This is a genomic window from Paenibacillus sp. D9 (assembly GCF_001188365.1).
GTDB lineage: Bacteria > Bacillota > Bacilli > Paenibacillales > Paenibacillaceae > Paenibacillus_O > Paenibacillus_O humicus.
Map to the genome: position 1 here is coordinate 1,100,411 of NZ_JZEJ01000001.1, position 26,458 is coordinate 1,126,868.

At 60.2% G+C, this 26,458-nt stretch carries 26 protein-coding genes; 4 read left to right on the plus strand and 22 right to left on the minus strand.

Annotated elements, in window-relative coordinates:
- Positions 1–9 precede the first annotated feature (9 nt).
- From VE23_RS05130 to VE23_RS05145, 4 genes are all read right to left on the minus strand, one after another.
- Complete coding sequence (locus VE23_RS05130; RefSeq protein WP_048748531.1) at positions 10–672, minus strand: response regulator transcription factor; 663 nt, start codon at positions 670–672, stop codon at positions 10–12.
- Complete coding sequence (locus VE23_RS05135; protein WP_049867492.1) at positions 662–2,032, minus strand: sensor histidine kinase; 1,371 nt, start codon at positions 2,030–2,032, stop codon at positions 662–664. The genes VE23_RS05130 and VE23_RS05135 overlap by 11 nt, the downstream gene beginning before the upstream one ends.
- Before the next feature lie 156 nt (positions 2,033–2,188).
- Entirely contained in the window at positions 2,189–2,749 is a 561-nt protein-coding gene (locus tag VE23_RS05140) for a macro domain-containing protein (RefSeq protein ID WP_021880836.1), read from the minus strand.
- 68 nt (positions 2,750–2,817) lie between these two features.
- Positions 2,818–3,258, minus strand: coding sequence for a hypothetical protein (locus tag VE23_RS05145; protein WP_049867493.1), 441 nt, complete (start codon positions 3,256–3,258; stop codon positions 2,818–2,820).
- Between the two features lie 295 nt (positions 3,259–3,553).
- Between VE23_RS05145 and helD the strand changes: the two genes are divergently transcribed.
- Positions 3,554–5,917 carry an RNA polymerase recycling motor HelD gene (helD, locus tag VE23_RS05150; RefSeq protein ID WP_049867494.1) on the plus strand — a complete coding sequence of 788 codons (2,364 nt, stop codon included), beginning with the start codon at positions 3,554–3,556 and terminating at the stop codon, positions 5,915–5,917.
- An 84-nt stretch (positions 5,918–6,001) separates the two neighbouring features.
- Positions 6,002–7,426, plus strand: coding sequence for a hypothetical protein (locus tag VE23_RS05155; RefSeq protein WP_049867495.1), 1,425 nt, complete (start codon positions 6,002–6,004; stop codon positions 7,424–7,426).
- Between the two features lie 71 nt (positions 7,427–7,497).
- On the opposite strand, the gene VE23_RS05160 is transcribed toward VE23_RS05155, so the two are convergent.
- Positions 7,498–8,673 carry a hypothetical protein gene (locus VE23_RS05160; protein ID WP_048743701.1) on the minus strand — a complete coding sequence of 392 codons (1,176 nt, stop codon included), beginning with the start codon at positions 8,671–8,673 and terminating at the stop codon, positions 7,498–7,500.
- Between the two features lie 359 nt (positions 8,674–9,032).
- Here VE23_RS05160 and VE23_RS26950 point away from each other — a divergent pair, with 359 nt between their 5' ends.
- A complete protein-coding gene (locus VE23_RS26950) occupies positions 9,033–9,206 on the plus strand; it encodes a hypothetical protein (protein ID WP_198156135.1) in 174 nt (57 codons plus the stop codon).
- A gap of 64 nt (positions 9,207–9,270) precedes the next feature.
- Here VE23_RS26950 and VE23_RS05165 read toward each other — a convergent pair whose 3' ends face one another.
- The 9 genes from VE23_RS05165 to VE23_RS05200 form a co-directional block, all read right to left on the minus strand.
- Positions 9,271–10,461: a Ger(x)C family spore germination protein gene (locus VE23_RS05165; RefSeq protein ID WP_049867496.1), complete on the minus strand. Its 1,191-nt coding sequence runs from the start codon at positions 10,459–10,461 to the stop codon at positions 9,271–9,273.
- Between the two features lie 16 nt (positions 10,462–10,477).
- Complete coding sequence (locus tag VE23_RS05170; protein ID WP_049867497.1) at positions 10,478–11,560, minus strand: GerAB/ArcD/ProY family transporter; 1,083 nt, start codon at positions 11,558–11,560, stop codon at positions 10,478–10,480.
- Between the two features lie 18 nt (positions 11,561–11,578).
- Positions 11,579–13,084, minus strand: coding sequence for a spore germination protein (locus VE23_RS05175; RefSeq protein WP_048743705.1), 1,506 nt, complete (start codon positions 13,082–13,084; stop codon positions 11,579–11,581).
- Positions 13,081–13,215 carry a hypothetical protein gene (locus tag VE23_RS27625; protein WP_269745398.1) on the minus strand — a complete coding sequence of 45 codons (135 nt, stop codon included), beginning with the start codon at positions 13,213–13,215 and terminating at the stop codon, positions 13,081–13,083. Before VE23_RS27625 ends, VE23_RS05175 begins: the two co-directional genes overlap by 4 nt.
- 147 nt (positions 13,216–13,362) lie before the next feature.
- The gene (locus VE23_RS05180) at positions 13,363–14,160 is read right to left on the minus strand and encodes an undecaprenyl-diphosphate phosphatase (protein WP_021880169.1); all 798 of its coding nucleotides are present in this window, start codon (positions 14,158–14,160) and stop codon (positions 13,363–13,365) included.
- Positions 14,161–14,229: 69 nt separating this feature from the next.
- On the minus strand, positions 14,230–14,589 hold the full coding sequence (locus VE23_RS05185) for a Lin0512 family protein (RefSeq protein WP_048743710.1): 360 nt from the start codon (positions 14,587–14,589) through the stop codon (positions 14,230–14,232).
- A gap of 108 nt (positions 14,590–14,697) precedes the next feature.
- Positions 14,698–15,846: a DUF3900 domain-containing protein gene (locus VE23_RS05190; RefSeq protein WP_049867498.1), complete on the minus strand. Its 1,149-nt coding sequence runs from the start codon at positions 15,844–15,846 to the stop codon at positions 14,698–14,700.
- Positions 15,836–16,381, minus strand: a complete 546-nt coding sequence (locus VE23_RS05195) for a hypothetical protein (protein ID WP_048743715.1) — start codon at positions 16,379–16,381, stop codon at positions 15,836–15,838. Before VE23_RS05195 ends, VE23_RS05190 begins: the two co-directional genes overlap by 11 nt.
- A complete protein-coding gene (locus tag VE23_RS05200; RefSeq protein ID WP_049867499.1) occupies positions 16,371–17,513 on the minus strand; it encodes a glycosyltransferase in 1,143 nt (380 codons plus the stop codon). Before VE23_RS05200 ends, VE23_RS05195 begins: the two co-directional genes overlap by 11 nt.
- A 155-nt stretch (positions 17,514–17,668) precedes the next feature.
- Here VE23_RS05200 and VE23_RS05205 point away from each other — a divergent pair, with 155 nt between their 5' ends.
- Positions 17,669–19,168: a phytoene desaturase family protein gene (locus VE23_RS05205; protein ID WP_048743717.1), complete on the plus strand. Its 1,500-nt coding sequence runs from the start codon at positions 17,669–17,671 to the stop codon at positions 19,166–19,168.
- A gap of 183 nt (positions 19,169–19,351) precedes the next feature.
- Here the strand turns inward: VE23_RS05205 and VE23_RS05210 are convergent, their stop codons facing one another.
- The 8 genes from VE23_RS05210 to VE23_RS05245 form a co-directional block, all read right to left on the minus strand.
- The gene (locus VE23_RS05210; protein ID WP_049867500.1) at positions 19,352–19,537 is read right to left on the minus strand and encodes a hypothetical protein; all 186 of its coding nucleotides are present in this window, start codon (positions 19,535–19,537) and stop codon (positions 19,352–19,354) included.
- 89 nt (positions 19,538–19,626) lie between these two features.
- Entirely contained in the window at positions 19,627–20,157 is a 531-nt protein-coding gene (locus VE23_RS05215; RefSeq protein WP_084781312.1) for a GNAT family N-acetyltransferase, read from the minus strand.
- Between the two features lie 228 nt (positions 20,158–20,385).
- Positions 20,386–20,787 carry a monovalent cation/H(+) antiporter subunit G gene (gene mnhG / locus VE23_RS05220; protein ID WP_049867501.1) on the minus strand — a complete coding sequence of 134 codons (402 nt, stop codon included), beginning with the start codon at positions 20,785–20,787 and terminating at the stop codon, positions 20,386–20,388.
- On the minus strand, positions 20,780–21,055 hold the full coding sequence (locus tag VE23_RS05225; RefSeq protein WP_021880176.1) for a Na(+)/H(+) antiporter subunit F1: 276 nt from the start codon (positions 21,053–21,055) through the stop codon (positions 20,780–20,782). The genes mnhG and VE23_RS05225 overlap by 8 nt, the downstream gene beginning before the upstream one ends.
- Positions 21,052–21,531, minus strand: coding sequence for a Na+/H+ antiporter subunit E (locus VE23_RS05230; protein WP_048743720.1), 480 nt, complete (start codon positions 21,529–21,531; stop codon positions 21,052–21,054). The genes VE23_RS05225 and VE23_RS05230 overlap by 4 nt, the downstream gene beginning before the upstream one ends.
- A complete protein-coding gene (locus tag VE23_RS05235) occupies positions 21,531–23,015 on the minus strand; it encodes a Na+/H+ antiporter subunit D (protein ID WP_049867502.1) in 1,485 nt (494 codons plus the stop codon). The genes VE23_RS05230 and VE23_RS05235 overlap by 1 nt, the downstream gene beginning before the upstream one ends.
- A complete protein-coding gene (locus VE23_RS05240; protein ID WP_021882178.1) occupies positions 23,008–23,346 on the minus strand; it encodes a Na(+)/H(+) antiporter subunit C in 339 nt (112 codons plus the stop codon). Before VE23_RS05240 ends, VE23_RS05235 begins: the two co-directional genes overlap by 8 nt.
- Positions 23,347–26,193: a Na+/H+ antiporter subunit A gene (locus VE23_RS05245; RefSeq protein ID WP_157054062.1), complete on the minus strand. Its 2,847-nt coding sequence runs from the start codon at positions 26,191–26,193 to the stop codon at positions 23,347–23,349.
- Between the last annotated feature and the right edge of the window lie 265 nt (positions 26,194–26,458).

A 26,458-nucleotide genomic window follows, 5' to 3' on the forward strand; every position in this document is an offset into this window, starting at 1 on the left:
CGCGTTCCGCTAATCCCGCTCTATTCCGGCGCCGTCCCCGTCGCCTCTCTTGATTTTGCGCACCGCTTCGCGGCTGCTGCGCGCGCCGAGCTTCTTGAGGATCCGGTTCACCTGGTTTTTCAGCGTGCTCTCGCTCTTGAAGAGCCTTCTGCCGATCTCGGCCTGGGTCGTGCCGCGCTCGATCAGCTCATACACCTCCCGCTCTGATGGAGTAAGCGGCTGAAGCTGCTCCTCCCGCTTGAGCCTGCGGAACTCCTTCAGCAGAGCCGCCATGGGCGCCGGTTGGGATACGGCCTTGCGTATCGCGGCCGGCAACTCCCGGTAGTCCGTCTTCCCGATGTACTGCACCGCACCGGAAGCGAAGGAGCGGGTCATCGCCCGCTCCTCGCCCACGGAGGTCAGCATGATTACCGGCGAATTCCGCAGCTCCAGCAGATCGGCGGCTGCGCTTATTCCGTCCCGGACCCCTTCGCCGAGCTGGATGTCCATCAGGACGACATCATAGTCCAAGGCGGCGGCAGCCTTGAGGGCCTCTTCCGGCCCCCGCGCGGAAGCTACCAGGAGCATGTCCGGCTCGCCGCCCAGAAAGCGGCTCATCGCGCGGATCCAGTCCGGGTCGTCCTCCACCATCAAAATCCGGATCAGCCGATCATCACGCTCATCAGTTCCCATTCCTTGATCCAGCCTCCCTTTTTCCATCCGGCAAACGGCTTGGCGCCATCGTCAGCTCCAGCGTCGTGCCGTTTCCTTCCACGGTCCTGACGTCGACTCTGCCTCCGGCCCGCTTCATGACCTGGTACACATACGACAAGCCGATTCCATAATTGCTCCGCCCCTGCTTCGTGCTGTAAAAGGGCAGGAACAGATAAGGCAGATGGACGGCGGCGATGCCGGGTCCGTCGTCGGCGATCCGGACGACAAGCTTTCTCCGCTCCCGCAGCAGGCTTGCGGAGACCGTCCCTCCCGGAGCAGCCGCTTCGATTCCGTTGGAGATAACGTTCACGAGCGCTTCCTCCAGGTGGAACGGATCGCAGCTCACTTTCGCAGGAACCTGGATGCTGCCCGCAGCAAGCGAGACGCCGCGGAGAGCGGCGGCGGCGCTGCATCGGGCAACGGAGCGCAGCAGCAGCTCGTCCAGGCGGCAATGCTGCTCCCGCCAATCCATTTCCCTCGTCTGGCCGTGAATCCTCGTCACCGTATCCAGCATGCGGTCAGCGGATTCCCGGATCAGCTCCAGGCTTTCTGCCGCGCCGCCTTCTGCCGCCCGCTGAGGCTCGGCTTTGAGCTCCCGATCGAGCAGCTCGGCTCCGATCTTGATTTTGCCGATTTCGTTTTTCAAGGAGTGGCTCAGCATCGAAGCGCCCATGCCTGCCGTCCGCATCGCGCTCTCGACGGGATCCCGCTCCACGCGGAGCCTGATGCCGAGAACGCCGTAAAGAAAGATGGCGATCAAGGCGGCCCCCAACGAATAGGCGATGAACATGGCCACATAGGGAAAGAAATCGTACTGAGGCCGCAGCGCGCGGCCGACGTTGATAAAGCCCAGAACGCCGAGCAGCGTCGGCACCATCACGGCCGTCAACGCCAGTCTACTCCTGCGGCTGGCGGCATGCCGCTCCCTATGCAGCGACACGAGGAGGCATGCGCAGGCTGCCGCGTAATAGGGTCCCGCCCATACGAGCAGCATGCCGTAGTTCGGAGCATGTGCGGGCGACAGCAGCCAGGCGCTCGCGGCGGATGCAGCCGGGGGCGCCAGCAGCAGCAGCTTGGCGGCCAGCCGCTGCCTGCTTGACGGCAGGAAGCCGCCGTACAACAGGCAGAAAATCAGGACCGCATAAGGAGTCAGGCATGCATTGAACAATCCGGCCGCCTCCGCCAAGCCTGATAGTCCCCGCTGCCGAAGCTGCTCCGTCAGCCCTCCCGAAGCCGCGGTCAGCATAAAAACGGCGGCCCAGCGGTTGACCGCTTCCCGCGGCCGCGCCAGCCAAGCCGCCGCACCTGCGGCTGTCAGAGCCGCGAAATAATAAAGCACGGATCCACCCCTTTGTCAGCTCATACTGCCATTATATCGGATAACATGCCGGAACAGCATGGGGGAATCCGGCCATGGGGCGCCCTCTGCCCGATCGGGCAGAGGGCAGGAAAGGAAAAAACCGGCATCCCTACGGATGCCGGTCCGGCCGCATGCCTAGCTGGAGGCCAGGTAGGCTTGCTTCATCTGCATGCCGTAATAGCGGCAATTTTCCTCGTCCTTGCAGACGAAAGTGATTCTTTTGATGGAAGTGTCCTCGCGGTTTTTGATGTATGCCTTCACCTCGGCAAAAGCGACCGCCGCCGCTTCTTCCTTGGGATACCCGTATATGCCGGTGCTGATCGCCGGAAAAGCGATGCTGGAAGCCTTGCTGGCGTCGGCGATCTCCAGCGCTCTGCGATAACAGCTGGCGAGCAGCCGCTTCTCTCCGTGGCCGCCGCCCTGCCAGACCGGTCCCACCGCATGGATGACATAGGCTGCCGGAAGCTTGCCCGCCGTCGTAATGACCGCGTCTCCGGTGGAGCAGCCTCCCTTGTCATTGCGGATCAGCATCAGCTCGTCGTGTATGGCGATGCCGCCAGCCTGCATGATCGCCCCGTCTACGCCCGCGCCGCCGGAAAGGCTGGCATTGGCGGCATTGACAATGATATCGGCTTCGATGCGGGTTATGTCCCCCTGAACCGTCTCGAGCAGCGTGGAATTGATCTGGATCGTCATCGTCTTCGCCTACCTCCCGCGTACATTCTATCCAGTACTTACTCCAGAAGGACCCCGTTGAATCGCCATTACCGTTTTTTTCCGATCTTGACCAGCCAAGTATACAGCTGAGCGCCGGGACTGGAGGATGCCAGCCAATATTCCACGCTGTTGGAGCGGCTGGCGATCGACACCCAGTCTCCATAGACGGGAAGCGGATTCGGCACCGGCTGCGGAAATTTCTTCACGATCAAGTCGCTGTATTCATAGCTGAAAGCAAGACTCCTGTTCAGGTTGTAGAACTGATACACGGCCACGGAGGAGAAGGTCGGATTGAGGGGCTCGAAAGCGGCTTCCTTGTCTCCAAGCGTGAGCTGTCCGTAGGCGAAAAAAGGAATGAGCTTGCGGGAGAGCAGCAGACGCATCCGCGGGAAATCTTCCTCCTGCCTGCCTGCCGGAAGCGCCAGCTGCCGGCTGTAGCGCTCAGCCTGGGCGGGAGTCGTTATCCAGACCGAATTGAACCGGATCATCGTTCATCCCCCTCCATTCTTGCTCATACTTATCCGAATGAAGGCCGTTATATTCCCGAGCATGACGGAGGAGAATCATAATCGAGGGCGAACATAAATAAAGGCCGGATCAAGTGATCCGGCCTGCACATATTGAAATAGAATTCAATAAATGATAAGATTCATTAGATGGTTAAAAGATATGAGATAAATCACATTTATCTCAATCGTATTATACACCCCTTCTCCCCTGCCGTCAATATTTTTTCGGCAGGCTGACAGCCGGTGAGTACGAACCAAGGAAAGGAAGTGCCCCATGGCAAACCGCGAGTTATGGAAGCAGGAGCAGGACCGCGTCGATGCCGTGCGCGGGGAGCTGCAAACGAGGATCGCTCGCGACGAGCCGCTCGTATCGGATCTCAAAACGCAGGTCGTCGATATCCGCGCCGACTTCTGGGATGACGTGACCGTCAACCTGACGGCCGGCGACGATCGGCTGGAGACGGCGATAAGCATGAAGCAGCAGGCCGAAATCCTCTCCGAGCGCGAGCGCAGCCACCGCCATCTGCGGGAAGGATTGACGAAAATGCGCCGCCTGCTGCCGTCTCCCTACTTCGGCCGCATCGATTTTCAGGAAAATGAAGCCGGCGGCAGCACCGATCCGATCTATATCGGCACCGCCTCCTTCCTGACGGAAGACGGAGAGAGCTTCCTCGTCTACGATTGGAGAACGCCAGTCGCCAGCCTTTATTACGATTACGGTCCCGGACCCGCTTCCTATGACACCCCTGGAGGGCCCATCGAAGGCGAAATGACGCTGAAGCGGCAGTTCACCATCCGCGACGGCGTCATCAAGGCCATGTTCGACACGGGAATGACCATCGGCGACGAGCTGCTGCAGGAAGCTCTCAGCCGCAGCTCGACCTCCCAGATGCAAGCCATCGTCGGGACGATCCAGCGGGAGCAGAACGCCATCATCCGCAACGACCTCTCCCGGCTGCTGATCGTACAGGGCGCCGCCGGCAGCGGCAAGACATCCGCCGCTCTGCAGCGGGTCGCCTACCTGCTGTATAAGCACCGTACGCGGATCGGCGCGGACCAGATGGTGCTGTTCTCCCCCAACCCGATGTTCAACAGCTATATTTCCTCGGTGCTGCCTGAGCTCGGCGAGGAGAATATCCGGCAAACGACGTTCCAGCAGTACGTGGAGTCGCGTCTGGGCCGCCGGTACGACATCGAGGACATCAATGACCAGCTCGAGGCGATAGTGGACGAATCCGGCGACGCCGCCGGGCGACGCCTCCGTCTCGAGACCATCCGCTACAAAAACTCTGCGGGCTTCCTGGAGCGGATTCAAACGTTCGCGGACAGCCTGCTTCAGTCCGGCATGAAATTCCGCGGCTTCAAATTCCGCGGCAGGCTGCTCATCAGCCGCGAAGACATCGGCGCCCGCTTCTACGGCTTCGAAGCCCATATCCGGCTGCCGAACCGCATCGAGCTGCTGCGCGAATGGCTCCTGGAGGAGCTGTCGCGGCTGGAGCAAGAGGAATGCGCCGAGGAATGGGTGCGCAATGAAATCGAATATCTCGACAATGACCGTTACCAGAGCATCTATAATCAAATGCGCAAGCGGCGCGGCAAAGGCGGCGAGGAGCATGACGAGAGCGCGCTGGAGGAAAGGCTTCTGAGGGAGCAGCTCGTTCGCGAGGCATTCAAGCCGCTGCGCCGGATGGCCGCAAGGCTGGCGTGGATCGACATGCACAACCTCTATCTGCAGCTGTTCCGGGAAGATGCCGGCGGCTCCGGCCTCCCCGCGTCATGGGGAGATGTATGCCGCTTCACCCGCGAACGGCTTGCCGAACGCTGTCTTCCTTACGAGGACGCCTCGCCCATGCTGTATTTGACGGAGCTTGTGCAGGGCTTCCGCACCAATACCGGCATCCGGTACGTGCTCGTCGACGAAGCCCAGGACTATTCCCCGTTCCAGTTCCAGTTTCTCAAAAGGCTGTTTCCCTTCGCCAAGATGACGGCGCTCGGCGACTTCAACCAAGCCATCTTCGCCCACTCCACGGAACTCGAAGGAAACGCCTTGCTGGCCGGCCTGTACGGAGCCGAGGAAACGGAAACGATCGTGCTCAGCCGCAGCTACCGCTCCACCCGTCCGATCGTCGAGTTCACCCGCTCAATGCTTCCGGGAGGCGATGCCATCATTCCATTCGACCGTCCCGGGGAGCTGCCCGAGGTGATCGCCTCCTCCGGCACGGCCGAACGGGACCGCCTTCTTGCCGCCAGCCTGCTGGAGCTGCAGCAAGCCGGCTCCGGCTCCGCAGCGGTCATCTGCAAAACGGCGGCCGAAAGCAAGGCGGCATGGGAAGCGCTGCGCTCCTATCCGGGTTTGGAGGAGCTGCGCCTCGTCACGAAGGATACCGCCACATTCCAGAGCGGTCTTATGGTCATTCCCGCTTACCTGGCCAAGGGCGTCGAATTCGACTCCGTTCTCATCCACGACGCTTCGGCCGAAGCGTACGGCGAAGAACGGCTGCGCAAGCTGTTCTACACGGCTTGCACGAGAGCGATGCACCGCCTGCAGCTGTTCAGCCCGGGCGAACCGAGCCGCTTCATCCTCGAGGCGGCGGAAGGAACCTATAGGCTGGAACCTTCCTTGTCTACGAAAAAATGAACGCGCAGCACGGATGAACGCCTAGTTCCGCTTCCGCATAGGATGTCATAGACAGACATCCTGTCGGGAGAGGAAGACGGATTCATGGAGCTCACGCTCACAGCCATCCATTGGGTTTACCTGCTGCTGATCGGCATCATCGTCGCTTTCATGGCCATGCGCCGCGATACGACGGTCGTCTGCGTGCTCGGCATCGGCATCATCGGCTTGCTGGCGAGCGGCACGCTGAGCGGCGCGGTCAGCGGAACGTTCAACAGCCTTATCTATGCGATCAAGGAATTGTCCGGAACCATCCTCATCATCTCCATTATCGTCGCGATGAGCCGTCTGCTCATGGAAACCGGCGTGAACGAGGTAATGATCCGGCCGTTCACGGGACTGATCCGCTCCCAGGGGATGGCCTTCTGGGGAATCGGCCTCATCATGATGGTCGTCTCGTTCTTCTTCTGGCCTTCTCCGGCCGTCGCGCTGATCGGAGCCGTCCTGCTGCCGGTCGCCCTGCGGGTTGGACTTCCGGCTCTCGGTGCGGCCATGGCGATGAACCTGTTCGGCCACGGCATCGCGCTGTCGGGAGATTACATCATCCAGGGCGCTCCCAAGCTGACGGCGGACGCGGCCGGCCTGCCGGTGTCCCAGGTCATGGAGGCGAGCGTGCCGCTCGTCATCGTCATGGGCGTCGTCACGACTCTGACGGCTTATTGGCTCATGAGACGCGATCAGAAGTCCGGCGCTTGGCGCGACGGCCTCGTCGGCTCCGGCCCCGCCGATTCGATTTTCGGAGGCGATCCGCATGCCCGGCCGTCCGCACAGTCCGCCGGCCTCGGCATCGGCATCAAGAGAGCGCTCGCCGTCCTCATTCCGCTCCTGTTCGCCGCCGACGTCGCAGTCATGTTCGCCCTCAAGCTGCAAGGAGGGGATGCGACCGCTCTCATCGGAGGAACCGCCGCCTTGATTACGGTCGTTCTGTCCATGCTTGCCCACCGCGGCGCGGGACTGGAGAAATCGACCGCCTACATCGTGGACGGCTTTCTGTTCGGCTTCAAGGTGTTCGGTCCGGTCATCCCGATTGCGGCCTTCTTCTACCTCGGCGATTCCGCCTTGCCGTCCTTGTTCGGCGAAGCCGCCCTCCCCGTCGGCTCCCACGGCATCGTCAACGATCTGGGCGTCGCGCTGGCCCACGCGGTACCGGTCAACGGAACGGTCGCAGCCGTAACGCTGACGGCGGCCGGCGCCATAACCGGCCTCGACGGCTCAGGATTCTCAGGCATCTCGCTGGCCGGCTCGATCGCCCATCTGTTCGGCACGGCGATCGGCTCGGGAACCGACACGCTGACCGCGCTGGGGCAGATCGCGGCCATCTGGGTCGGCGGCGGCACGCTCGTGCCGTGGGCGCTCATTCCGGCGGCGGCGATTTGCGGCGTGAGCCCGTTCGAGCTCGCCCGCCGCAATCTGAAGCCGGTGCTGATTGGACTCGCCGTTACGACGGTCGCAGCGATCTTTCTGCTGTAGGTTTGCAGCCCGCTGAACGACAAAAGCCTGAGGCCCTCTAAGGGCTTCAGGCTTTTCTTTCTTTCAATGCTTCACTGCAAGGATGGCTTTGCCGCCACTCCGATCGTTTTGGTCCAGCTTTTGCCGCTGTCCTTGGTGGAGTAGACCGCCGTCCCGCTGTCGCCGTCGACGGTGATCCAGCCGATGGCGGGGCTTGCAAAGCTGATCGCAGCTCCTCCGAATCCCGGCAGCATGCCGCCGCTGCTCCAGGTCCTGCCTCCATCCGGGGAGCGGCCGATGCCGACCTTGCCTGCCGCAGGCGAATAGCCCGACAGTATGGCCGTGGCGCCGATCAGCTTCAGCTCGCCGGGATGCCCTCCCGGAGAAGCGGGCCCCATGCCGGTGACGGCTTCTCCTTCGCCGGGGGCGTGTCCGCCTCCGGCCGTATTTTGCCCGATCGTCCGGATCCATGTCGATCCCGAATCCGAGGAAGCATACAGCGAGTACGATTGCTGCGACATGCCCGCCCCACCCATGAGCATCGCCCAAACGGCTTGCCCCGACACGCGCACGACGCCTCCGCTCGCCTCTTCCGACGGGGCCGACAGCTTCGTGGTCCAGCTCTTGCCCCCGTCCAGCGTCTGCTCCAGCCGGTATCCCTTGGATGGATCGACGACGATCGCCCAGCCGGTGTTGCGGCTGGAGAATTCAGCTCCCCGCGTGTTCGGAGGCGTCGGAATTCGGCTCCAGCTGACCCCTCCATCCGACGTATAGTAGGAAAAGGCGCGGCTGTACCCGAATCCGCGCGAAGCGTCCAGGAACCGTATGCGCTCGAGATCAGCCGTTTCCGGCTTGAGCTTCTCCCATGTGGATCCGCCGTCGGCCGTCCTGATCAGCGCGTTCGGTCCGGACGCCGCGGATCGGGCCAGCGCCCATCCGGTCGTATTGGACACGAAATCCATCTGCGAGAACTGCCATGTTCCTTGATAGATCGACTGCCAGTTGCAGCCGCCGTCGGAGGTGCCGATCAGAAACCCGTTGCCCGCAGCCCTTCCGGTCGTCGGATTCAGGAAGTCGAGAGTCGAGAAGCGGAAGCTCCCGCCTCCTGCAGGCTCGCCGGAGAAAATGCCGTGGTCTCCGTCCGTGCAGCCGGGAGCCGCCGCTTCGGCCAAGCCGGGTTTGCCCAGGCTGCCGATAGGACCGGCTGAAGCCAGAAGAACGCCGATAATGGCGGCAGAAGCAATGAAAGAGCGTTGGATTGATTTCATGACTGAGTGACCTCTCCTTGTCGCGACCCTGTTCTCAGGGTGTGGTTGATGGCGGCAGCATTTCGTTCCCGAACGGGCTTCGCCTGATATCGTAAATAACGCGATTTGAAGCCGACATGTTGCATTTCCAACCGAACAATCTCTTCAATTTCCGCACGCAAGTCGGGGTCTACGGCCCGGCGGCGATGCTTCTTTTTACCCCCATGCTGCCTGATGAACAACGTTTTGCTCGAAGTGTTGCCAGGCTTTCTTGGCGAAACGGCAATCCTTCGGCTGCAAGAGGTTCAGTTCTTTCGTTTTCCACCTCGTCCAATCGGTTAATGAGCACATATCCCACCGAAGATCAAGGAGGAACAACGATGAATAAAAAACTGCTCGCTACTGCCGTCGGCGCCGGAGTCACCTACTTGATGCGCAATAAGCCCGCCCGCGACAAATTGTTCAGCACCGTCAAATCATTGGCTTCCGGAGCAGCGGGCAGCCGTCCCGCAGCAACGGGTACGGCCAAGCCGCTGAACGAAACGACCAAGTAATCCAAGCACGCAGGCAGCCGGCCATCCATTGCGATGGCCGGCTGTTTTGCCGTTCGGAAACAAGCTAAGACAGCTCTGAAGCTCCGTGCCCCGCGAGATGGATCCGCACACGCACTTCCACATCCGCCGCCGAAAAATGCTCGTCCCAATGCTCCTGGACCTTCTTCCATGTCCGAGGCATTCTCCTGCGCACCGTTTCATGAAATTCGAGCGGATCGGCATGGTAGCGGCTCTGCAGCTGATCCAGCAACGATTCGATGTTCTGTTTCACTTCCTCCTCCAGCTTCCTCTCCATGCCTCGATAATAGGCATCCGAATACTTGCCCACCGCCGTCTGCCTCCAATCCTCCATGATTTCTCCGTCTCCCTCGACGTCCACCAGGAAATGAAACCGTCCGTTGCTTTCTTTGGCCGCAATCGAGCTTTGAATCGACCCGATTTCCATATCGATCGGCACATTGGACAAGTTCCTTCCGAGCTTGAGCACGCCGCCTCTGCGGTTTCCTCCCCGGATCCAGGATGCGGCCTCAAGCTCCTGGTCGCTCAAATACCCGGCGATCTTCCCCGATTCACCCTTGACGATCGCCGCTCCTCTATATTCAAGTTCGCTGTCCGACTTGACGACTGTCTGGAGCAGAAAGCTTTTTTTGGATCTCAGCATGCTGAGAAGCTCGTAGGACTGGACCGGCGGAAGGATTTTATTGCTGCGGAACCGGTTGCGGACCGTCTCCGGAATCTGGAAGCCGGGAATGTCCGTCTGGCTGTCCGATTCGAGCGTTTTGCCCGCCTCTCCTCTGCTGATCAGGATAAGCGGGCTGAGACGGATATCGTTGTCGCGGAAATAAAAGTCGAGAAACGAAGCGATATCATACCGCTTGGCCAACGCATCGCTGATGATGATGACCTTGAGATGATGTCCCAGAGGAGGCGTGCTGATTCTCTTCGCCAGCTCCCTTACGTTGCCGAATACAGACTCCCCGGTCTGCGAAATATTCCTGTACGGCCTCGTGCTCAGCTCCTCGCTCGTGGATCCCCCGATCTTGCCCACCTGTCCCGGAATGATCAATTGAAACGTATTCGTGATATAATCCCGGGCATGCCGATCCGGATTGACGGCATCCAGTCCGCGCTCGACCTTCGTCGGATGAGGGAGATCCAGAGCGACGGCGATCTGCAGGCTCTGGGTTTCGATTTCCTTGTTGCTCCAGCATCCGGAAGGAAGAAGCATCCATGCCGCCAGTACTGCGGCTTGCATGTATCGCCGGCTCCGCTCATGACTGCGCATGCTTGATCCCCTTGAGGGCCGCTATGCCAAGCAGGATGACCGCAATAACTAGAATGAAGCCGGTTCCCGCCATGGAAAGCAAGTCCCAGATTTTGAACACATCCTCGATCGCTGCCGGCAGCACGTTGATCAGAAACAGGAACGGCAGCTGAACAAACACGGCGGTGCGGTACGGAATCCGGAACAGCTGCGACAAGCCCAGGCTGGAGGCATAGTAGGAAAGAGCATACGTGGAAAAGAACTTCATGATCCATATTGCCAGGATGAGCGATTCATAACGTTCGAAGAGCAGTCCGGGAAGCTCGAAGCTCCGCATCAGATCGATCGTCGGCCAGGTTCTGGCCGTCACGCCGTCGATCGAGAAGGTGCCGACCGTCATGACGCAGTCGATCAGATAGAACAAGGTCACCACTCCGACCGCCACCGCGAAAGCTTTGCCGGCAGACTTCGGCTTCTGCATGAAGGCGACGAGGATGAGCATGATTTCAGGTCCGGAAAAAGCGAAAGCCGTCGCTCTCATCCCTTTCAGAACGGGAAGCGGACCCTGCCCCATCACAGGCAGCAGCCGATGCAGATCCACGACATGCACGCTGAGCATCATGACCGCCAGGAAAATGAGTCCCGTAATGGGGAAAATAACATCGAAGGCCCGCGAGATCGGCTGGATGCCGCCAAGGACAAGGTAAGCTCCCACCCACAGAAACGGCATGACGATCGCCCAGCCGGGAGTACCCTCCAGCAGGAATTTGGATGTGATTTCCTGAAGCGACCTCGCCTCAAGAGCCGAGATGACCATGAAATAGACCACCATAACCGTTCCGAAAAAACAAGCCGGCCATCTGCCGATGAGCTTCCCGGCGTATTGGTAGACCGTCTCTCCCGGAAACAGCCCGCTGAGCCGCGAGAGAATCAAGCCGAAAACCAGAGAAAGAAGGCCGCTAAGCAGGACGCAGATCCAAATATCCGGCGTGCCGGCTTCTTGGACAGCCGTTCTCGGCAGGACCAGAATGGCGGTAGCAAGCATATAGTTGATGATCAGCACCGCTGTCTGGGGCATAGTCAGCTTCAACGTCCTCAGCTCCTTTCTTCAGCCGTTATCTTCGCGGAATTCATTTTGGGGAGATAGAAAGGAAGGCCGCTTGCGAAGCAGAGGCAATGGGAGCCGCAGCAGCAGATCCTTCCAATCTCTAGGCCTGTAAGGGACTAGCGGGCTCAAATAAGGCACGCCGAAGCTTTCCAGCCTCGCCAAATGCGCAAGCAGCAGCAAAATGAACAGAACGACGCCGTACAGCCCGAAGGTAGCTGCGCAGATCATGGCCGCGAACCTGAGAATCCGGAGCGTGATGCCGGCGCTGTATTGCGGAATGACAAACGAGGATATGGCTGTAATGGCAACGACGATGACGAGGATCGGACTGACGATTCCAGCCTGGACTGCGGCATCCCCGATGATCAGGCCGCCGACGATGCCCATCGCCGGACCGATCGGCTTGGGCAGCCTTAGTCCCGCTTCCCGCAGAATCTCGATGGAAACTTCCATGATCAGCGTTTCAATCAACGATGGAAACGGCACTCCCTGCCTGGCTCCGATGATCGACAGCGCCAGCTTGGTCGGAATCAGGCCGGGATGGAAGGAAGTGAAGGCGATATAGAGAGCCGGCGTCAGCAAGCAGATGACGACAGAGGCGAACCGGAGCAGCCGGATCAGGGAGCCCGGAAGCCAGCGGTCGTAATAATCTTCCGGAGATTGAATCAGCATGCTGAACGTCGCCGGCGCCAGCAAGGCAAACGGCGTTCCGTCGAGCAGGATGCCTACTCTTCCTTCCAGAATGCCCGCAATGACGCGGTCCGGCCTTTCGGTATTCTGGATCTGCTGGAACGGGCTCAGGAAATTATCCTCCACGAGCTGCTCCACGTAACCCGATTCCGGCAGATGGTCGATATCGATCGCCGCAATCCTTTTCTTCACTTCCTCGACGAGGCCAGCGCGCACGATATCGGTCATGTACACGATCATGACCTCTTTGCGGATTTCACGTCCGACCGTCATTTTCTCCATCGCCATATTCGGCGCCTCGCCGGCTGAACGCAGCAGCGCCGTGTTGAGCTGGAGCGATTCGCAGAAGCCGATCCGCGGGCCGCGCAGCACGGCCTCGGAGATCGGCTCCTCCAGGCTCCGCGTCTGGTCCTTGACCGTCTCCAGCAGCAAAGCCTGGGACAGGCCGTCCATCAGCAAGGCCGTGCTTCCGGAACGGATCCGGTTCAGGATCAAGGCGTAATCATCGGACCAAGCCGCTCCGATGATGGACGGCAGTGTCCGCCTTACCGCGAGCTCGACGTTCTCGATGCTCCCTTCATCGGAAGTCGGATCGCCCAGCTTGCTGAGGAGCAGCATATCGATCGCCTTCAGATCGGCCAAGCCGTCTACGTACGCCAGGCATGCTTCCCGGCCGTGGCTGATCGTGAACGCCCGGAGCTTGATATCCGCGTTGGTCTCCATGCTCTTCCTGATCAGAGCCATATTGTGGACATAGCTTCCCGACCAGGAAGATTCCACGCCGGCAGGCGCCGATCCGCCGGATTCCCGGCTCATCGCTTCGTCCCTCCCCTGCGAGCCGCTTGCGCATAACCTGCCAGAATGGATATTCCCCATGGAACGGCAATGGCCGCTGCCGCTTCGCCCAGCAGAGCCCAGTCCAGAATCGAATTCCACTGAATGGTCATACGGCAGCCTCCTTAGCGGATGAGATGAGATCGGCTCTAGTCTCCCCTCCCGGTTTCCATTTATTCCAAGACAAAAAGACCGGTTCCTGTGAGGAACCGGCCGGGCAATGGATGAGATCGATGATGCTGGCCTGTCATTTCGCCGTGTTACAGGACGACGAACAGGAAGAACACCGCCGCAAGAGCAAAGCGGTAATAAGCGAACCAGCTCAGCTTGAGTTTCTTGATCAGGTTGATGAACGTGGTCACCGCTATGAGGCCGACAATGAAGGAGACGACCAGGCCGACTGCGAACAGGCCGTAATCCTCCGGCACGAGCAGGTCGCGGCTCTTGATGAGATCGACGCCGGTAGCGCCGATCATCATCGGCACCGACAGAATGAAGGTGAAGTCGGCAGCGGCCTTTTGGCTCGTGCCCATGAAGATGCCGCCGGAAATCGTCGAGCCCGAACGGGAAAAGCCGGACCAGAGGGCGAGAATCTGGAAGATCCCGATTCCGAAGGCTTGCTTGTACGTAATGTCGTCCACCGTTTCGGCGGAAGGAAGGCGGCCTTTCTGGTACCGTTCGGCGAAAATCATGAGAATGCCGCCGACAATCAAAGCGACAAGAACCGATTTGTAATTGAACAGGTAATCCTTTATGAATCCATGCAGCAGGACGCCTAGAATGCCTGCCGGAATCATGCCGAGAATGATATGGATCAGGTTGAGGCCGGAGTTTTTGGAAAAGTCGAATTTGAGGAAGCCGACGAAACGCTTGAAATAAAGGACAAACACGGCCAGCACGGCTCCGAGCTGGACGACGACCTCGAACACCGTGGCCCGTTCGCCGACGAAATCGAGCAGCTTGGCGGCCAGAATCATGTGGCCGGTCGACGATACGGGTATGAACTCCGTCAAGCCTTCAATAATGCCCAATATGATTGCTTTGATATAATCCAAAATATCCGCTCCCCTAACTTCTTATGTATGGCTACGGCCGGCAGCGCCAGGCTCGGGCTGCCGCCTCCGCCTTCAGTAACCCGCTTCGACGGACGCAAGCACGACATAGATCAGATCGTTCACGTCCTGCTTGTCTTCCAGCACGATGCCGCTGGACGTGACCATGCCTCCGGCCACGACCTCGAAGGAAACTTCCCCGTAGGGAAGCTCCGCGCGAACGGCTTCCAGATCCAGCTTCTCTTCGTCGCAAGGCACGGCAAGCCGCACCCTCACCTTCATATTCTCCAGCTTGCCTTCCGGCAGCACGGTGCGGATGCCGGGCATGGAATTGCGGTGGATCGCATCCTGCACAGCCCTTACCGCAGCCTTGGTCACGTTCTGTCCATGCAGATCCGTTCCCATGCCGAGCTCGATGAACATTACTTGCCGCATGAATTCTCTCCTCCCAATCGATTCAGATCGCTGTCCGATGTCCGGATGACTCCTCCTGCTTGCCTGGAGCGGATGGATATACCGGAAGCTTATGGAGCTGCCGCAAGCTTACCAGGGGACGTCGTCTTCCTCCGCAGAGGCGGCCGCCTCGCTCTGTCCGGTCGCGTCGCCGCCTTGAGGAACGGCAGTCCCGCTCTCCTCCGCGCCGATTACTTTCATCACTTCCTCAAGCTCCGGCGGATGGATGAGCTCGACGGGCGAAATTCCGCGCTCGAACTGGAAGAAGTCTCCTTCCAGGACGGCTACGTAACGGCCGTTGTGACGGGCGAAGTGCAGCGATTTGCCGAAGTCGGACAGCAGTCCCTTGACCTGGACTCCGCCAAGCTTGAAGCTGAGCGCGAGATCCTCCTTCTGCTCCACGAGAACGGCCGAAGCGGCGAATACCTGCTCCGGCGTCCATCTCTCCAGCAGCTCGCGCTTGTCCGACGCGGCCCAGATCTCGACCGCCTCTTCCTCTTCCTTGCGCAGATGGCCTTGATCATCCTGCCACTTTTCCTCCATGTATTGCTGCACCATTTCGAGCACCTGCTCGCCCATCACCTCGGGAAGCGGACGCTCATAGCTGACGAACTTCAGGAAATCCTCGAAATATCTCGCATGCGAGGCCTGGTGAAGCTTGACCTCCCAGGAATCCATCATCCCCTCCTCCGGCATATGCGGGTAGAGGATCGATTTCATGCTGCGCGCGCTGATGGCCATCTCCACGGTGGAGATCAAGCTTCTCTCGTCCGCAATGCGGGCTATTTTCGGTTCGAAGTCGCATTTCAGGATGAACAGGAACGGCTGGTCGAACAGCTTGGACAGCGTCGCCTGAACCGCGATGAGCGCGCCGCCCCGGACTGCCGAAGTATCCATATAGATGCGGACAAGCTCGTCGGCTATGCTGTGGAACCGCTCGGCATCCTCGGCGCTGCGCAGCCGCTGCAGCAGATTGTAGTCGGGATTGCTGTCCAGCTCGTACCCCGGCTCGACGCGGAAGCGTCCGATCTTGGTCGGCACGGATTCCGAAGCTGGGTTGCGCTCCGCCTTGCGCTTGACGATCCGGGCGAATTCGCCGGTGAGGAAGTCCTTGAGCGGACTGTCCTCGTAATCTTCTCCGTCCATCGTCTGGAAATGCTTGAACCGCTTGCCGCTGTCCGTGCTCTCCCCGTCCGTCTGGATGACGAAGAAGCTCAAAAACTGCACATCAAATTCCATGGTCTCCGGGCAGCTCCTTCGCGCTGTATTGGTCTGTCCTATTAGGATAGCACAACCTTTCCCGGCGCGACATGACTTTCAGCAGCCGGGCCCGGTTGTAGCGCTGCACGAGAATGCAAGGCAGATTGGCCGCGATCGTATAGGCCGCCATGATCGCCATGCCGAGTCCATTGTTCCAGACGGCGAACAGCGGAAGCGGCAGGAACATCAGCCAATGCGTCAGCTCGCCGCGCCGCGTCTCGGCAGCGAAGCGCCGGAGGTAATCGCGATCGGCGGACAGCAGCCGCTTCTTGGCGAAGCCGCTCCGGATCCAGCTTCCTCCGTCCGGAAGCCTGTCCTTCCATTTGTGGATGCCGAGCTTCCTCTCATACCAGCGCCCGTCCTTCTCGAACGGCAGCAGCCGCGTCAAGCCGGCATCCTTGTCGTACCGCTGCCAGGGACGCCTCAGCGCGGAAGCCACGGAGCAGGCATGCAGCAGGACCAGGACGCCTGCGTCCAGCAATATCGTAGCCGTCGTTCCGGGCTCAAGCCACATCGATATCCCTGCCTTTCCACGATACGCGCCGCCTGACGAAGGAACGATAGAGGCCGTATGCGAATACGCCGCAGAAGTAAGCCAAGGCGAGCGGATAGAGAGCATACGTCCAGGCGACGAACGATCCCGCCAGCCGGAACGCCCTGCGGCAGGTCCATGCGGCCAAGGCGTACAGCAAAAGGCAGGCCGTCAGCTCAGCGGCTTGCGGTTGTCCGGAAACAGCCTTCGCGGCGGCCGACATAGCTCCGATCGCGGCGCCCGACAGCCCCGATATCCATAGGATCGTCAGCGCCAGCATGCGCATCTGCGCGGATGCCGCGCCGAGCGCGATGCTCTTGGCCCAGCCCGCCGCAATCGCCTTCAAGCCGCCCTCATACATGCGGAACGAAAGCCCGCTCCCGCCTACGTATGCCCGGCAAGGCAATCCTGCCGACCGGAAACGCGCCGCAAGGCGATCGTTCTCCAGCACCTCGCCCCGTATCGACGCGTGGCCTCCTGCCATCATATACTCTTCCCGGCTGCAGAACAGGCATGGTCCGAACGAGCCCTCCCGGCCGCGCCGCGCTACCGGGGAGAAGCGTCCGGAGCCGGCCAGCACGGCCGCATTGAAAAAGGCGGAGAAATGCTCCGCAGCGCTCCCGATCCGGTGATACGGCTGCACGGTGACGCAGCCGCCGTCAGCGGCGGCTTCCGACAGCATCCGCAGCAGATGCGGCGCTGGCCGCACATCCGCATCCAGGAACAGCAGACGGCTTCCGACAGCCGCGTCCGCTCCGCGGGCGCATGCCCAGGCTTTGCCCTGCCAGCCGGCCGGCAGACGGCCGGCTTCGACCAGAGTGACGCCCCGAGAGACGGCGCTCTGCCGTGTCCCATCGGACGATCCGTCATCGACAACGATGATTTCCATTGGAGCCGGTACCATGGACTGCAGCAGCGGAAGCAGCTGCTTGAGGTTGGCTTCCTCATCACGCGCAGGCACGATGACGCTGATCTCCATTTCGGTTGACGAGCCAGCGCTTGCAAAGGTTTTGCTCCCGAAACGATCCAGGCTGTTCCTGCCGCCTCTCCCCCAGCCGATCAGCAGCAGGCCGCTTCCGATGAGCAGCCCCTGCCAGATCCATCCCATCCACATGCAGATCTCCTCCTTGCCGGTATTCTCGAAATCTTTGAAAGCTCCCCCGTATCGAGAGAGAGAATACGGTCCACAATGGTTATAAATGGTATATAAACCGGATGTTAGCCAGTATCGACGGTTTCGGCATCCCTAATCCAAGGAGGAAAGAGCAAATGAGCAAAAACATCATCATCGTCGGAGGCGGCCTGGCCGGACTGTCGGCAGCGATCCGGCTGAGCGCTGACGGCCATCAGGTTACGGTGCTGGAGAAAAACGAGCGGGCGGGCGGCAAGCTGAATATCCGTTCCGGACTGGGGTATTCCTTCGATACAGGACCGTCCATCCTGACGATGCCCTGGACGCTTGAGAGACTGTTCGCCTCCGCCGGACGCAATCTGCATGATTATATCGACATCCAGAGAATAGAGCCCCAGTGGCGCGGAATATACGAGGACGGCAAGGTGCTGGATCTCGTCGGCGATCTGCCTTCGATGCTGGACAGCATCGCGGAGCTGTCCCCGCAGGACCGTGAAAGCTTCCTGTCGTTCCTCGACTACTCGAGAAAGCAGTACGATCTCAGCATGAAAAGCTTTTACAGCCGCTCCCTGAGCGGTCTGTCCGATCTCAGGCAGCAGCATTCCCTCAAGGAGCTGCTCTCGATGGATCCGATGAAGTCGATGGCGCAGGTTACGGAGAGCTACTTGAAGCATCCGCATCTGCGGCAAATCTTCCAATTTTTCGCGATGTATGTCGGCTCTTCCCCTTACGCGGCGCCTGCCGTGCTCTCCCAGCTCGTCTACGTGCAGATGGGCCTCGGCATCTACTTCGTCACTGGCGGCATGTACGGAATCGCGCAGGCCGAGCTCAAGCTGCTGAACGAGCTTGGAGCCGAAGTGCGCACCGGAGCGGAAGTCGTCCGCATCCTCGATTCCAACGGAGCGGCGGTCGGAGTGGAGCTGGCCGGCGGAGAAAAGCTTGAGGCCGATCTCGTCGTCTGCAATCTGGAAGCGATCCCGGCGCACAGCTCCCTTCTGGCGCAAGCTCCCGGCAGCCGGCGCGCCGCCGAGAAGCTCGTCAAATACGAGCCGTCCGTATCCGGCCATGTGCTGCTGCTCGGCGTAGACCGCAGCTACGAGGCGTTCAAGCATCACAACTTCTTCTTCTCCCGCGATCCCGAGCGGGAATTCCGCGACATGTTCGTCGACAGGATGCCGACGGACGATCCGACCGTCTACGTCGGAATATCGTCCAAGTCGGATTCCAGCCAGGCTCCGGAAGGCTGCGAGAACTGGTTCGTGCTGACGCATGTGCCGCCGCTCGCCGAGGGAGAGAGCTGGGAGCAGCATCGCGAGCGCTATCGCGGCCTCGTGCTCGACAAGCTGGAGCGGATGGGCGCGGAAGGCCTGCGCGGTCATATCGTCTACGAAGAGCAGTTCATCCCCGACGACCTGCGCAGCCTGTACGGGGCGAACGGCGGCTCCATCTACGGCACGGTCACCGACCGGAAGCTGAACGGCGGATTCAAGATTCCGAGCCGCAGCGCGGTGCTCGAAGGGCTGTATTTCGTCGGCGGCTCGACCCACCCCGGCGGCGGCGTGCCGATGGTCACGCTGAGCGGACAGCTGACGGCCGATCTCATCCGCGAGGATCTCGCCCGCTATGAGGCGATGTAGAGCGTCTCGATACGAAATGGATTGAGGCTGCATTCGGATGACGGCAGCCCTTGAAATTCAATGAGCAGCAGGCATGGAATCGCCTTGCAGACAAAAGCCCGCTTGTCGGACCATCCGGTCCGCAAGCGGGCTTGTTGCGCGGGAGAGCCCCATTCACGCTCCGGCCAGGCAGGCTCCGGCCGTTCAAAGCTTCCATTTGCGGCCGTATTTGATCTGGGGCCGGTTATCCGCTTCCTCGATATACATCCAGCCGAGGTGGACGCCCAGCAGAAGCAGGAACAGCCCTCCCAAATACAAGCCGAACGGGCCGAGCAAAATCAGAACATATGTGCATAGCAATACCGCTACACGCCCGAAGAGCGCTATCATCGATTCAACTCTCCCATCACTACAACAGGCAGCAATGAGGAATATTTTACCATACCTGCTATTGTTTCTCTATGCATGCTTTTTTTTAATCAGAAAATGGTCTTCCATTCCAGCGAGCGCTCGATATGGATTCTAGATCCGATCTCGACCTGTTCCTGCATGCCGTAATCTCTCGCCCCCATTTTTTCATAAAAAAAGCGCGCCGGATTGCCTTCCAACACCCATACATGCAAAGTGAGGTAGCCGAGATCCTGCAGCCTTCCCCGCATCGTGCGGAACAGCTCCGTTCCCCATCCCGCTCCTTGGTACGCCTTCAGCAAATAAAGCACGTACAGCTCCGCGCTGCCTTCCTCCGCCATGTCCCGGCTTTTGCCTGCTTTGAGAAATCCGACGATCTTTCCCTCGCCGTTCTCCAGCACAAGCGTACAGGAGCCTGCATCGGGAGCGGCCAGAGCCCTTTCCCACATGTCTTGTCTCGGGCCGGTCTCCATCGCCTGCAAATAGGCCGGATCGACAATGTCCTTGTACGTCGTCTGCCAGCTGCTGACTTGAACGCCGGCTATTCCTGCCTCATCGCCCGGCTTCGCGTCGCGGATGCTCATCAGCGCTTCGGATTCCATTCCCGCATCCCCCGCAAGTTTTTTTCCCACTCTACCATAACTGGACGAGGAGGGAAAGTCTTCCACCCCCCGGCGCGGAACAGGGTTGATTTCTTCCTTGAACGTTAGAATGAAAAGTACCGAACCTCCTGGTCTTCCCCCTGTCAAGCAGACAAATGAAAAAAGCCGACTGCGGCAGTCGGCTTGTATAGGCAGGCAGCTACGCTGCTGAACGGACAAGAAACCCCTTCAATCCGCCTCCGAGCGGCGGATGAGCTCCGTTCTTTTCGATTCGGCTTCCTCGCGCTCCTTTTTCAAGGCGGCCTTGAGATCGTCGCGCACGCTTCTGTCCCACATGCCTACACCGGTCCGGTATGCGGCGCGCGCATTCAAATGGCCCGCCACCGGCCCCGTGAGGAAGACAAACACGATGCCGAGCAGCAGCTTGATGCTGAACTGCCCTTGCACGGCGGCGAAATAAAGGAAAGCCCCGGTCAGGATGAACAGGACGCCGAGCGTGGCGCTCTTGGTAGCGGCATGTGATCGGAGGTACACATCCGGCAGGCGGATGAGGCCGAAGGCGCTGAACAGGCTGATGATGGAGCCGAACAGCACCATGAGGCCCGATGCGGCGGACCAGAAGTCATTCATCCTCCATCACCGCTCCTCTCTCGATGTATCTCGCAAAAGCCGTCGTGCCGATGAAGGTGACGATTCCGATGACCAGAATGATGTCGAAGTAGGCCGACGTTCCCTCCAGCATCCCCAGCACGGCGATCATCGACAGCAGCAGAATGCCGATCGTATCCAGCGCGGCGATCCGGTCCGATATCGACGGACCCTTGAGCAGCCGGTACATGCAGCCGGCCGCAGCCAGGGACAGCAGCGCCAGCGAGATTTCAAGCATAGGGTTCATCATGTTCTCGTCACCTCCATGATCGCTTTTTCAAAGGTGCTGCGGATCTGCTCCTTCAGCTGCTCGGCGTCCCCGATATCGATGGCATGGATATACAGCACCCGGCTGTCATCCGATACGTCCAGCGTCAGCGTGCCCGGCGTCAGGCAGATGAGGCAGGCGAGCAGAGTCAGCTCCCAGCTCGTCTTCAGCTCCGTGTCGATCGCGACAATGCCGGGACGCATGTCCAGTCGCGGCTTCACGATCTGATAGAGCACCTTGAAGCTGGAGGAAAACAGCTCGCGGATGAAGATGCCCAGCAGCCTGATTACGGCCAGCACCTTGCGCAGATAGAATTCCTTCTTGAGGAAGCGGTTCAGGACGGCGATGAACAGCAGGCCGAGGCCGTAACCCGCCAGAAACCTCGGAAAGGTCAAGTCGTTGTACAGAAACATCCAGAGAAACGCAATGATGAGGTTGATCAGAAATTGGGATGCCATCAGACCGGCTCCTTCAATACGGCTTCAATATATTTCGATGGATCGGACAGCGTGCCGGCGGCGGCGCTGGCGGCCTGATAGATCCACTCCGAGCCGAGCCCCATCAGCACGACGATGGCGCAGAGCGCTCCTGCCAGGACGACATGGCCGCGCAGCGGGACGGCGGCGGCAGCCGGCTGTTCCTTGGCTTCTCCGAAAAAAACATCCATGAACAAGCGGATCAGCGTGTACAGAACGATCAAGCTCGAGGCCAGCGAGATGGCTGTCAGCACGAAGCTGTCCCCCTGCAGGCCTCCTTTCACAAGCAGCAGCTTGCCTCCGAAGCCGCTGAGCGGCGGTATCCCGGCAATCGCGAGCGCGGCCGTGAAGAACATCCAGCCGATCCAGGGCTGGCTGCGGATGAGTCCGCCCAGCCTTGCCGCCTTGTCGGTTCCGCGTGCCTGGAGGATGAGGCCGGCCAGCAGGAAGAGCAGAGCCTTGGCAGCCATGTCGTGGAGCAGGTAGAATACGACGCCTTCCAGAGCCGGGCGGTTCGAGACCGACAGTCCGAAGGCGATGAAGCCGATGCTGATGACGATGTTGTAGTTCAGCACCGACAGCAGGTTCCGGTAGGCCAGGGCGCCGGCGGCGCCAAGCGCCATCGTCGCTCCTGCCATCCAGCCGATCCAGACATGGGTAATGGCCGGATCGTTCGGGAATACAAGCGTGAACGTGCGGACGAGCGCGTACAGCCCGACCTTGGTGAGCAGGGCGCCGAACAGCGCCGCGACGGCCATCGGCGGCGCGCTGTAGGAGCCGGGCAGCCAGAAGAACAGGAACAGGCCCGCCTTGAGCGAGAAGACGACGAGGAAAAAGACGGCGATGACATTCAGAATCCCCCCCTGCCCGGCCGCTGCGACCTTCACCGACAGATCCGCCATATTGAGCGTTCCCGCAACGCCGTACAAGTAAGCGACCGCCGCCACGAACAGCGTCGAGGAGATGATGTTGACGAGAACGTATTTGATCGTCTCCCGAATCTGGATCTTCGTTCCGCCGAGCACGAGGAGCGCATAAGAGGAAATGAGCATCACCTCGAAGCAGACGAACAGATTGAACAGATCCCCGGTCAGGAACGAGCCGTTGACTCCGGCAAGAAGCAGATGGAAGAACGGATAGAAGTAAAATCTCTCCCGCTCCTTCCCTACCGTGCCGAAGGCGTACAGGAGGCAGAACGAGGACACCAGCGTCGCCGCAGCCGCAAGCAGCGCGGCGAAGGGGTCGGCGACGAAGACGATGCCGTAGGGCGGCATCCAGCCTCCCATGTTCAGCGTCTGCGTGCCGGAGCGCAGCACCTGAGCCAGGAGCAGGCCGCAAGCCAGCAGCGTCGCTCCCATGCCGGCGGCGCCGGCAGCCCGCTGGATTCGGACCTTCTCCTTGAAGAAGAAGAGAATGATGGCTGTGCACAAAGGAAAAAGCAGCGGCAGGACGACGAGGTTATTCATGCTCCCGCCCCCTCAGCTGTTCCATGTCGTCGGTGCCGAGCTTCTTGTAGGCCTGATAGGCAAGGACGAAAAACAAGGATGTCACCCCGAAGCTGATGACGATGGAGGTGAGGATGAGCGCCTGTGGCAGCGGATCGGTATACCGCTCCGCTCCTTCTCCGAGCAGAGGGGCGGAGCCCGCCTTGAGCCTGGACATCGTCAGCAGCAGCAGATGCACTCCATGCGTAAGCAGCGAGGTTCCGAGCACGATGCGCAAAAGGCTTTTGGACAAGATGAGATAGACGCCGACGGCGAACAGGATGCCGACGGCTAAAGACATGAACAGCTCCATTTACTTGTCCCTCCCGATGGCTAGGATGATGGTCATGGTGATGCCGACGACGGTCATGTAGACGCCGAGATCGAAGATTACTGCTGTCGCCAGCTCGTTTTTGCCGAAGACGGGCAGGTCTGCATAGCCGAACGTATGGCTCAGGAAAGGGACGCCAAGCACGATCGAGCCGACACCTGTGAGGACGGCCACTCCGATGCCGGCCGCTGCCAGCAGGCGGAAATCGACCGGTATCGCATCGCGCACCGTCTTGATTCCGAACGCCATGGAGAGCAGCACAAGCGCGGAAGACGTCATCAGAGCTCCGATGAAGCCTCCTCCAGGCTCGTGATGGCCTGCGAACAGCAAATAGAGCGAGAAGGTCAGGATGATGAAGATGATGACCTTGGCCAGCGTGCGCAGGATGACGTCATTGCTGCGGACGTCCTCGTAGACGAGGCGGAATTCCTTCTCCCTGACCGTTCCCTTCCGCCGCTCTTCCTGGGGCAGGCGGAGGGTGATCAAGGCGTAGATTGCAAAAGCGGCCACGCCGAGCACGACGATCTCCAGCATCGTATCGAAGCCCCGGAAGTCGACCAGAATGACGTTGACGACGTTTTTGCCCCCGGCCAGCCGATAGCTTTCCTTGAGGTAATAGTCCGAGATCGATTCGAAGGAGCGTCCGCTGAATGCCGCGAGGGCGATCAGCGTCATGACGGCCCCGACTCCCAGCGCGATGATGAAGTTGGGCAGCCGGAACCGCAGCGATTCCCGGTCTCTCTTCAAGGCCGGCAGATGATAGAAGCAGAGCAGGAACAGCGTGACCGATACCGTCTCGACGATGATCTGCGTGAGGGCGAGATCCGGCGCGCGGAAGACGACAAAGAAGAGGACGACCATGTAGCCGACCGCACCGGTCAGGATGATCGCCATCAGCCTCGATCTGGCGAACGGCACGGCGGCGGCGGCGGCGATGAGAGCGGTCAGGATGACCGCTTCATAGACCGTCATTGGCGCCAGTCCCTGCAAGGAAATCGCAACTCCTCCCGTCGCGGCTGCTGTGGCGGTCAGGGCCAGGATGAGGAACCCGAACAAGTACATCGTGTAATGCCGAAGCGAACCGGTCATATAGAGCGATGTCAGTCGGCGTCCTGCCCGGTCCACACCTCCGAGAATCCCTCCATACAGTCCGTTCAGGCTTATTGGCGCAGGCAGCGGATCGCGGAGCAGCGCCGCTTTGCGCTGGAGGAAGAAGATTCCCGCGCCGAGCGCGAAGACGCCGGCAGTCATCCATACTTCCGCGGTAAGGCCATGCCAGAGCGTGAAATGCAGCTCCGCTTCCGCCGCTGCGGGATGAATCGACGCGAGAGCCGGAGCGACGAGCGGAGACGCCGTCAAGCCTGGGGCGAGGCCGAGCAGCAGCGCCGCCGCCCCGAGCACGGCAGGCGGAAGCAGCAAGCCGGCAGGAGCTTCATGCGGGCGCCGGTCCGGATCCCCGCTCTCCCGGCCGCCGAACGTGCGGACAATGAACCGCACGCTGTAGGCAAATGTGAACACGCTGCCGAGCCAGGCGATGAGCGGCACGAGAACGACTGGAGTCCTCAGCGGCAAGCCGTGCCTCCAGGCGTCCAGCGCGGAGGCGAAGAACAGCTCCTTGCTGATATAACCGCCGAATGGCGGTACCCCCGCCATGGACAGCGCCCCCAGAAGCGAAATCGTGAAGGTGACCGGCATCAGAGCCATCAGTCCCCCCAGCTTGCGGATATCCCTCGTTCCCGTCTCGTGGTCGACGATGCCGACAGCCATGAACAGCGTTCCCTTGAAGGCGGCATGGTTGACCAGATGCAGGATAGCGGCGGCAAGAGCCGCTGCGGAGAGCATCGATTCCAGCCCTCCTTCCGATCCGGAATGGACCGATCCGAGCCCGATCAACGCCATGATGAGGCCGAGCTGGCTGATCGTCGAATAGGCGAGCAGCGCCTTGAGATCGGTCTGCTTGAACGCGCGGAACGAACCGTAAAAGAGCGTGATCAGGCCGGCTCCGATCAGCATGGAGTACCAGACCGCCTGCCCGGCGAAGACCGGCGTCATGCGGGCAGCCAGGTACAAGCCTGCCTTGACCATCGTCGCGGAGTGCAGATAGGCGCTTACCGGAGTCGGAGCTTCCATGGCATCCGGCAGCCAGATATGGAAAGGGAACTGGGCCGACTTGGTGAACGCCCCGAGCAGAATGAGCAGCATGGCCGGGACGAACAAGGAATGTCCCGGAAGCTCGGGAGCGAGAGCGATGATTTTCCGGATGCTGAACGTGTCCGTCTGCAGGTACAGCAGAAGGAAGCCGGCCAGCATGGACAATCCGCCCAGCACGGTGATCAGCATGGATTTCATCGCCCCGTCGCGGGACTGCGGCCGATGATGCCAGAAGGCGATGAGCAGGAACGACGATACGCTGGTCAATTCCCAGAACGCATACAGCGCGATGAGATGATCGGACAGCACGACGCCGAGCATGGCTCCCATGAACAGCAGCAGGCAGACATAAAAGCGGGTTACCGCTTCCTTGTTCCTGTCGAGATAAAACACCGAATACAAGGTGACGAGCACCCCGATGCCCCCGATGAGGAGCGCGAACAGCAGGCCGAGGCCGTCGACCGACAGATCGAAGCGGATATCCAGCGAAGGCATCCATGGCATGGAGGCCTCGATGGGCGTCCCCCCGCTCACTTCCGGGAGCAGCGAAGCAAAATAGACCAGCAGCAGAGCTGGCGCAGGCAGCGCAAGCCAGCCGGCATGGACGCGTCCGAACAGGCGGGACAGCAGCGGCAGCAAGGCGGCCAGCAGAAAAGGGAAAAAGACGACGATGAAGATCAACTGCTTACCTCCTCTTGCGGACTTCGTTCTCTACCAATGGTTCCCAATCGCAGGCCAAAGTAATTGCATTTCTTGTTACATACCCGAAAAAACGCAAAAAGAGCCCGCTGGTGGCAGGCTCCTCCGAAAAAAACTTGTATGCGATTGGGCACTCGATTTCTGTCAGTCTACCCTGGAACGAGCAGATTGTCAAATCACGCGGGTGTAAAAACGGAATTCCGAGCCGTATCCAAGCCGAAGAATAGCAGCCGCAGCCTATGCC

Bases quoted from the DNA above. Each gene is read 5' to 3' on its own strand.
- VE23_RS05130 (WP_048748531.1), bottom strand. From the start codon at position 672: ATGGGAACTGATGAGCGTGATGATCGGCTGATCCGGATTTTGATGGTG.
- VE23_RS05205 (WP_048743717.1), top strand. From the start codon at position 17,669: ATGAGCAAAAACATCATCATCGTCGGAGGCGGCCTGGCCGGACTGTCG.
- VE23_RS05215 (WP_084781312.1), bottom strand. From the start codon at position 20,157: ATGGAATCCGAAGCGCTGATGAGCATCCGCGACGCGAAGCCGGGCGAT.
- VE23_RS05140 (WP_021880836.1), bottom strand. From the start codon at position 2,749: ATGACGATCCAGATCAATTCCACGCTGCTCGAGACGGTTCAGGGGGAC.
- VE23_RS05155 (WP_049867495.1), top strand. From the start codon at position 6,002: ATGGAGCTCACGCTCACAGCCATCCATTGGGTTTACCTGCTGCTGATC.
- mnhG (WP_049867501.1), bottom strand. From the start codon at position 20,787: ATGAATGACTTCTGGTCCGCCGCATCGGGCCTCATGGTGCTGTTCGGC.
- VE23_RS05190 (WP_049867498.1), bottom strand. From the start codon at position 15,846: ATGGAATTTGATGTGCAGTTTTTGAGCTTCTTCGTCATCCAGACGGAC.
- VE23_RS05200 (WP_049867499.1), bottom strand. From the start codon at position 17,513: ATGTGGATGGGATGGATCTGGCAGGGGCTGCTCATCGGAAGCGGCCTG.
- VE23_RS05195 (WP_048743715.1), bottom strand. From the start codon at position 16,381: ATGTGGCTTGAGCCCGGAACGACGGCTACGATATTGCTGGACGCAGGC.
- VE23_RS05225 (WP_021880176.1), bottom strand. From the start codon at position 21,055: ATGATGAACCCTATGCTTGAAATCTCGCTGGCGCTGCTGTCCCTGGCT.
- VE23_RS05160 (WP_048743701.1), bottom strand. From the start codon at position 8,673: ATGAAATCAATCCAACGCTCTTTCATTGCTTCTGCCGCCATTATCGGC.
- VE23_RS27625 (WP_269745398.1), bottom strand. From the start codon at position 13,215: ATGACCATTCAGTGGAATTCGATTCTGGACTGGGCTCTGCTGGGCGAA.
- VE23_RS05235 (WP_049867502.1), bottom strand. From the start codon at position 23,015: ATGAATAACCTCGTCGTCCTGCCGCTGCTTTTTCCTTTGTGCACAGCC.
- VE23_RS05185 (WP_048743710.1), bottom strand. From the start codon at position 14,589: ATGCGGCAAGTAATGTTCATCGAGCTCGGCATGGGAACGGATCTGCAT.
- VE23_RS05240 (WP_021882178.1), bottom strand. From the start codon at position 23,346: ATGGAGCTGTTCATGTCTTTAGCCGTCGGCATCCTGTTCGCCGTCGGC.
- VE23_RS05175 (WP_048743705.1), bottom strand. From the start codon at position 13,084: ATGAGCCGGGAATCCGGCGGATCGGCGCCTGCCGGCGTGGAATCTTCC.
- helD (WP_049867494.1), top strand. From the start codon at position 3,554: ATGGCAAACCGCGAGTTATGGAAGCAGGAGCAGGACCGCGTCGATGCC.
- VE23_RS05165 (WP_049867496.1), bottom strand. From the start codon at position 10,461: ATGCAAGCCGCAGTACTGGCGGCATGGATGCTTCTTCCTTCCGGATGC.
- VE23_RS26950 (WP_198156135.1), top strand. From the start codon at position 9,033: ATGAATAAAAAACTGCTCGCTACTGCCGTCGGCGCCGGAGTCACCTAC.
- VE23_RS05230 (WP_048743720.1), bottom strand. From the start codon at position 21,531: ATGGCATCCCAATTTCTGATCAACCTCATCATTGCGTTTCTCTGGATG.
- VE23_RS05145 (WP_049867493.1), bottom strand. From the start codon at position 3,258: ATGATCCGGTTCAATTCGGTCTGGATAACGACTCCCGCCCAGGCTGAG.
- VE23_RS05210 (WP_049867500.1), bottom strand. From the start codon at position 19,537: ATGATAGCGCTCTTCGGGCGTGTAGCGGTATTGCTATGCACATATGTT.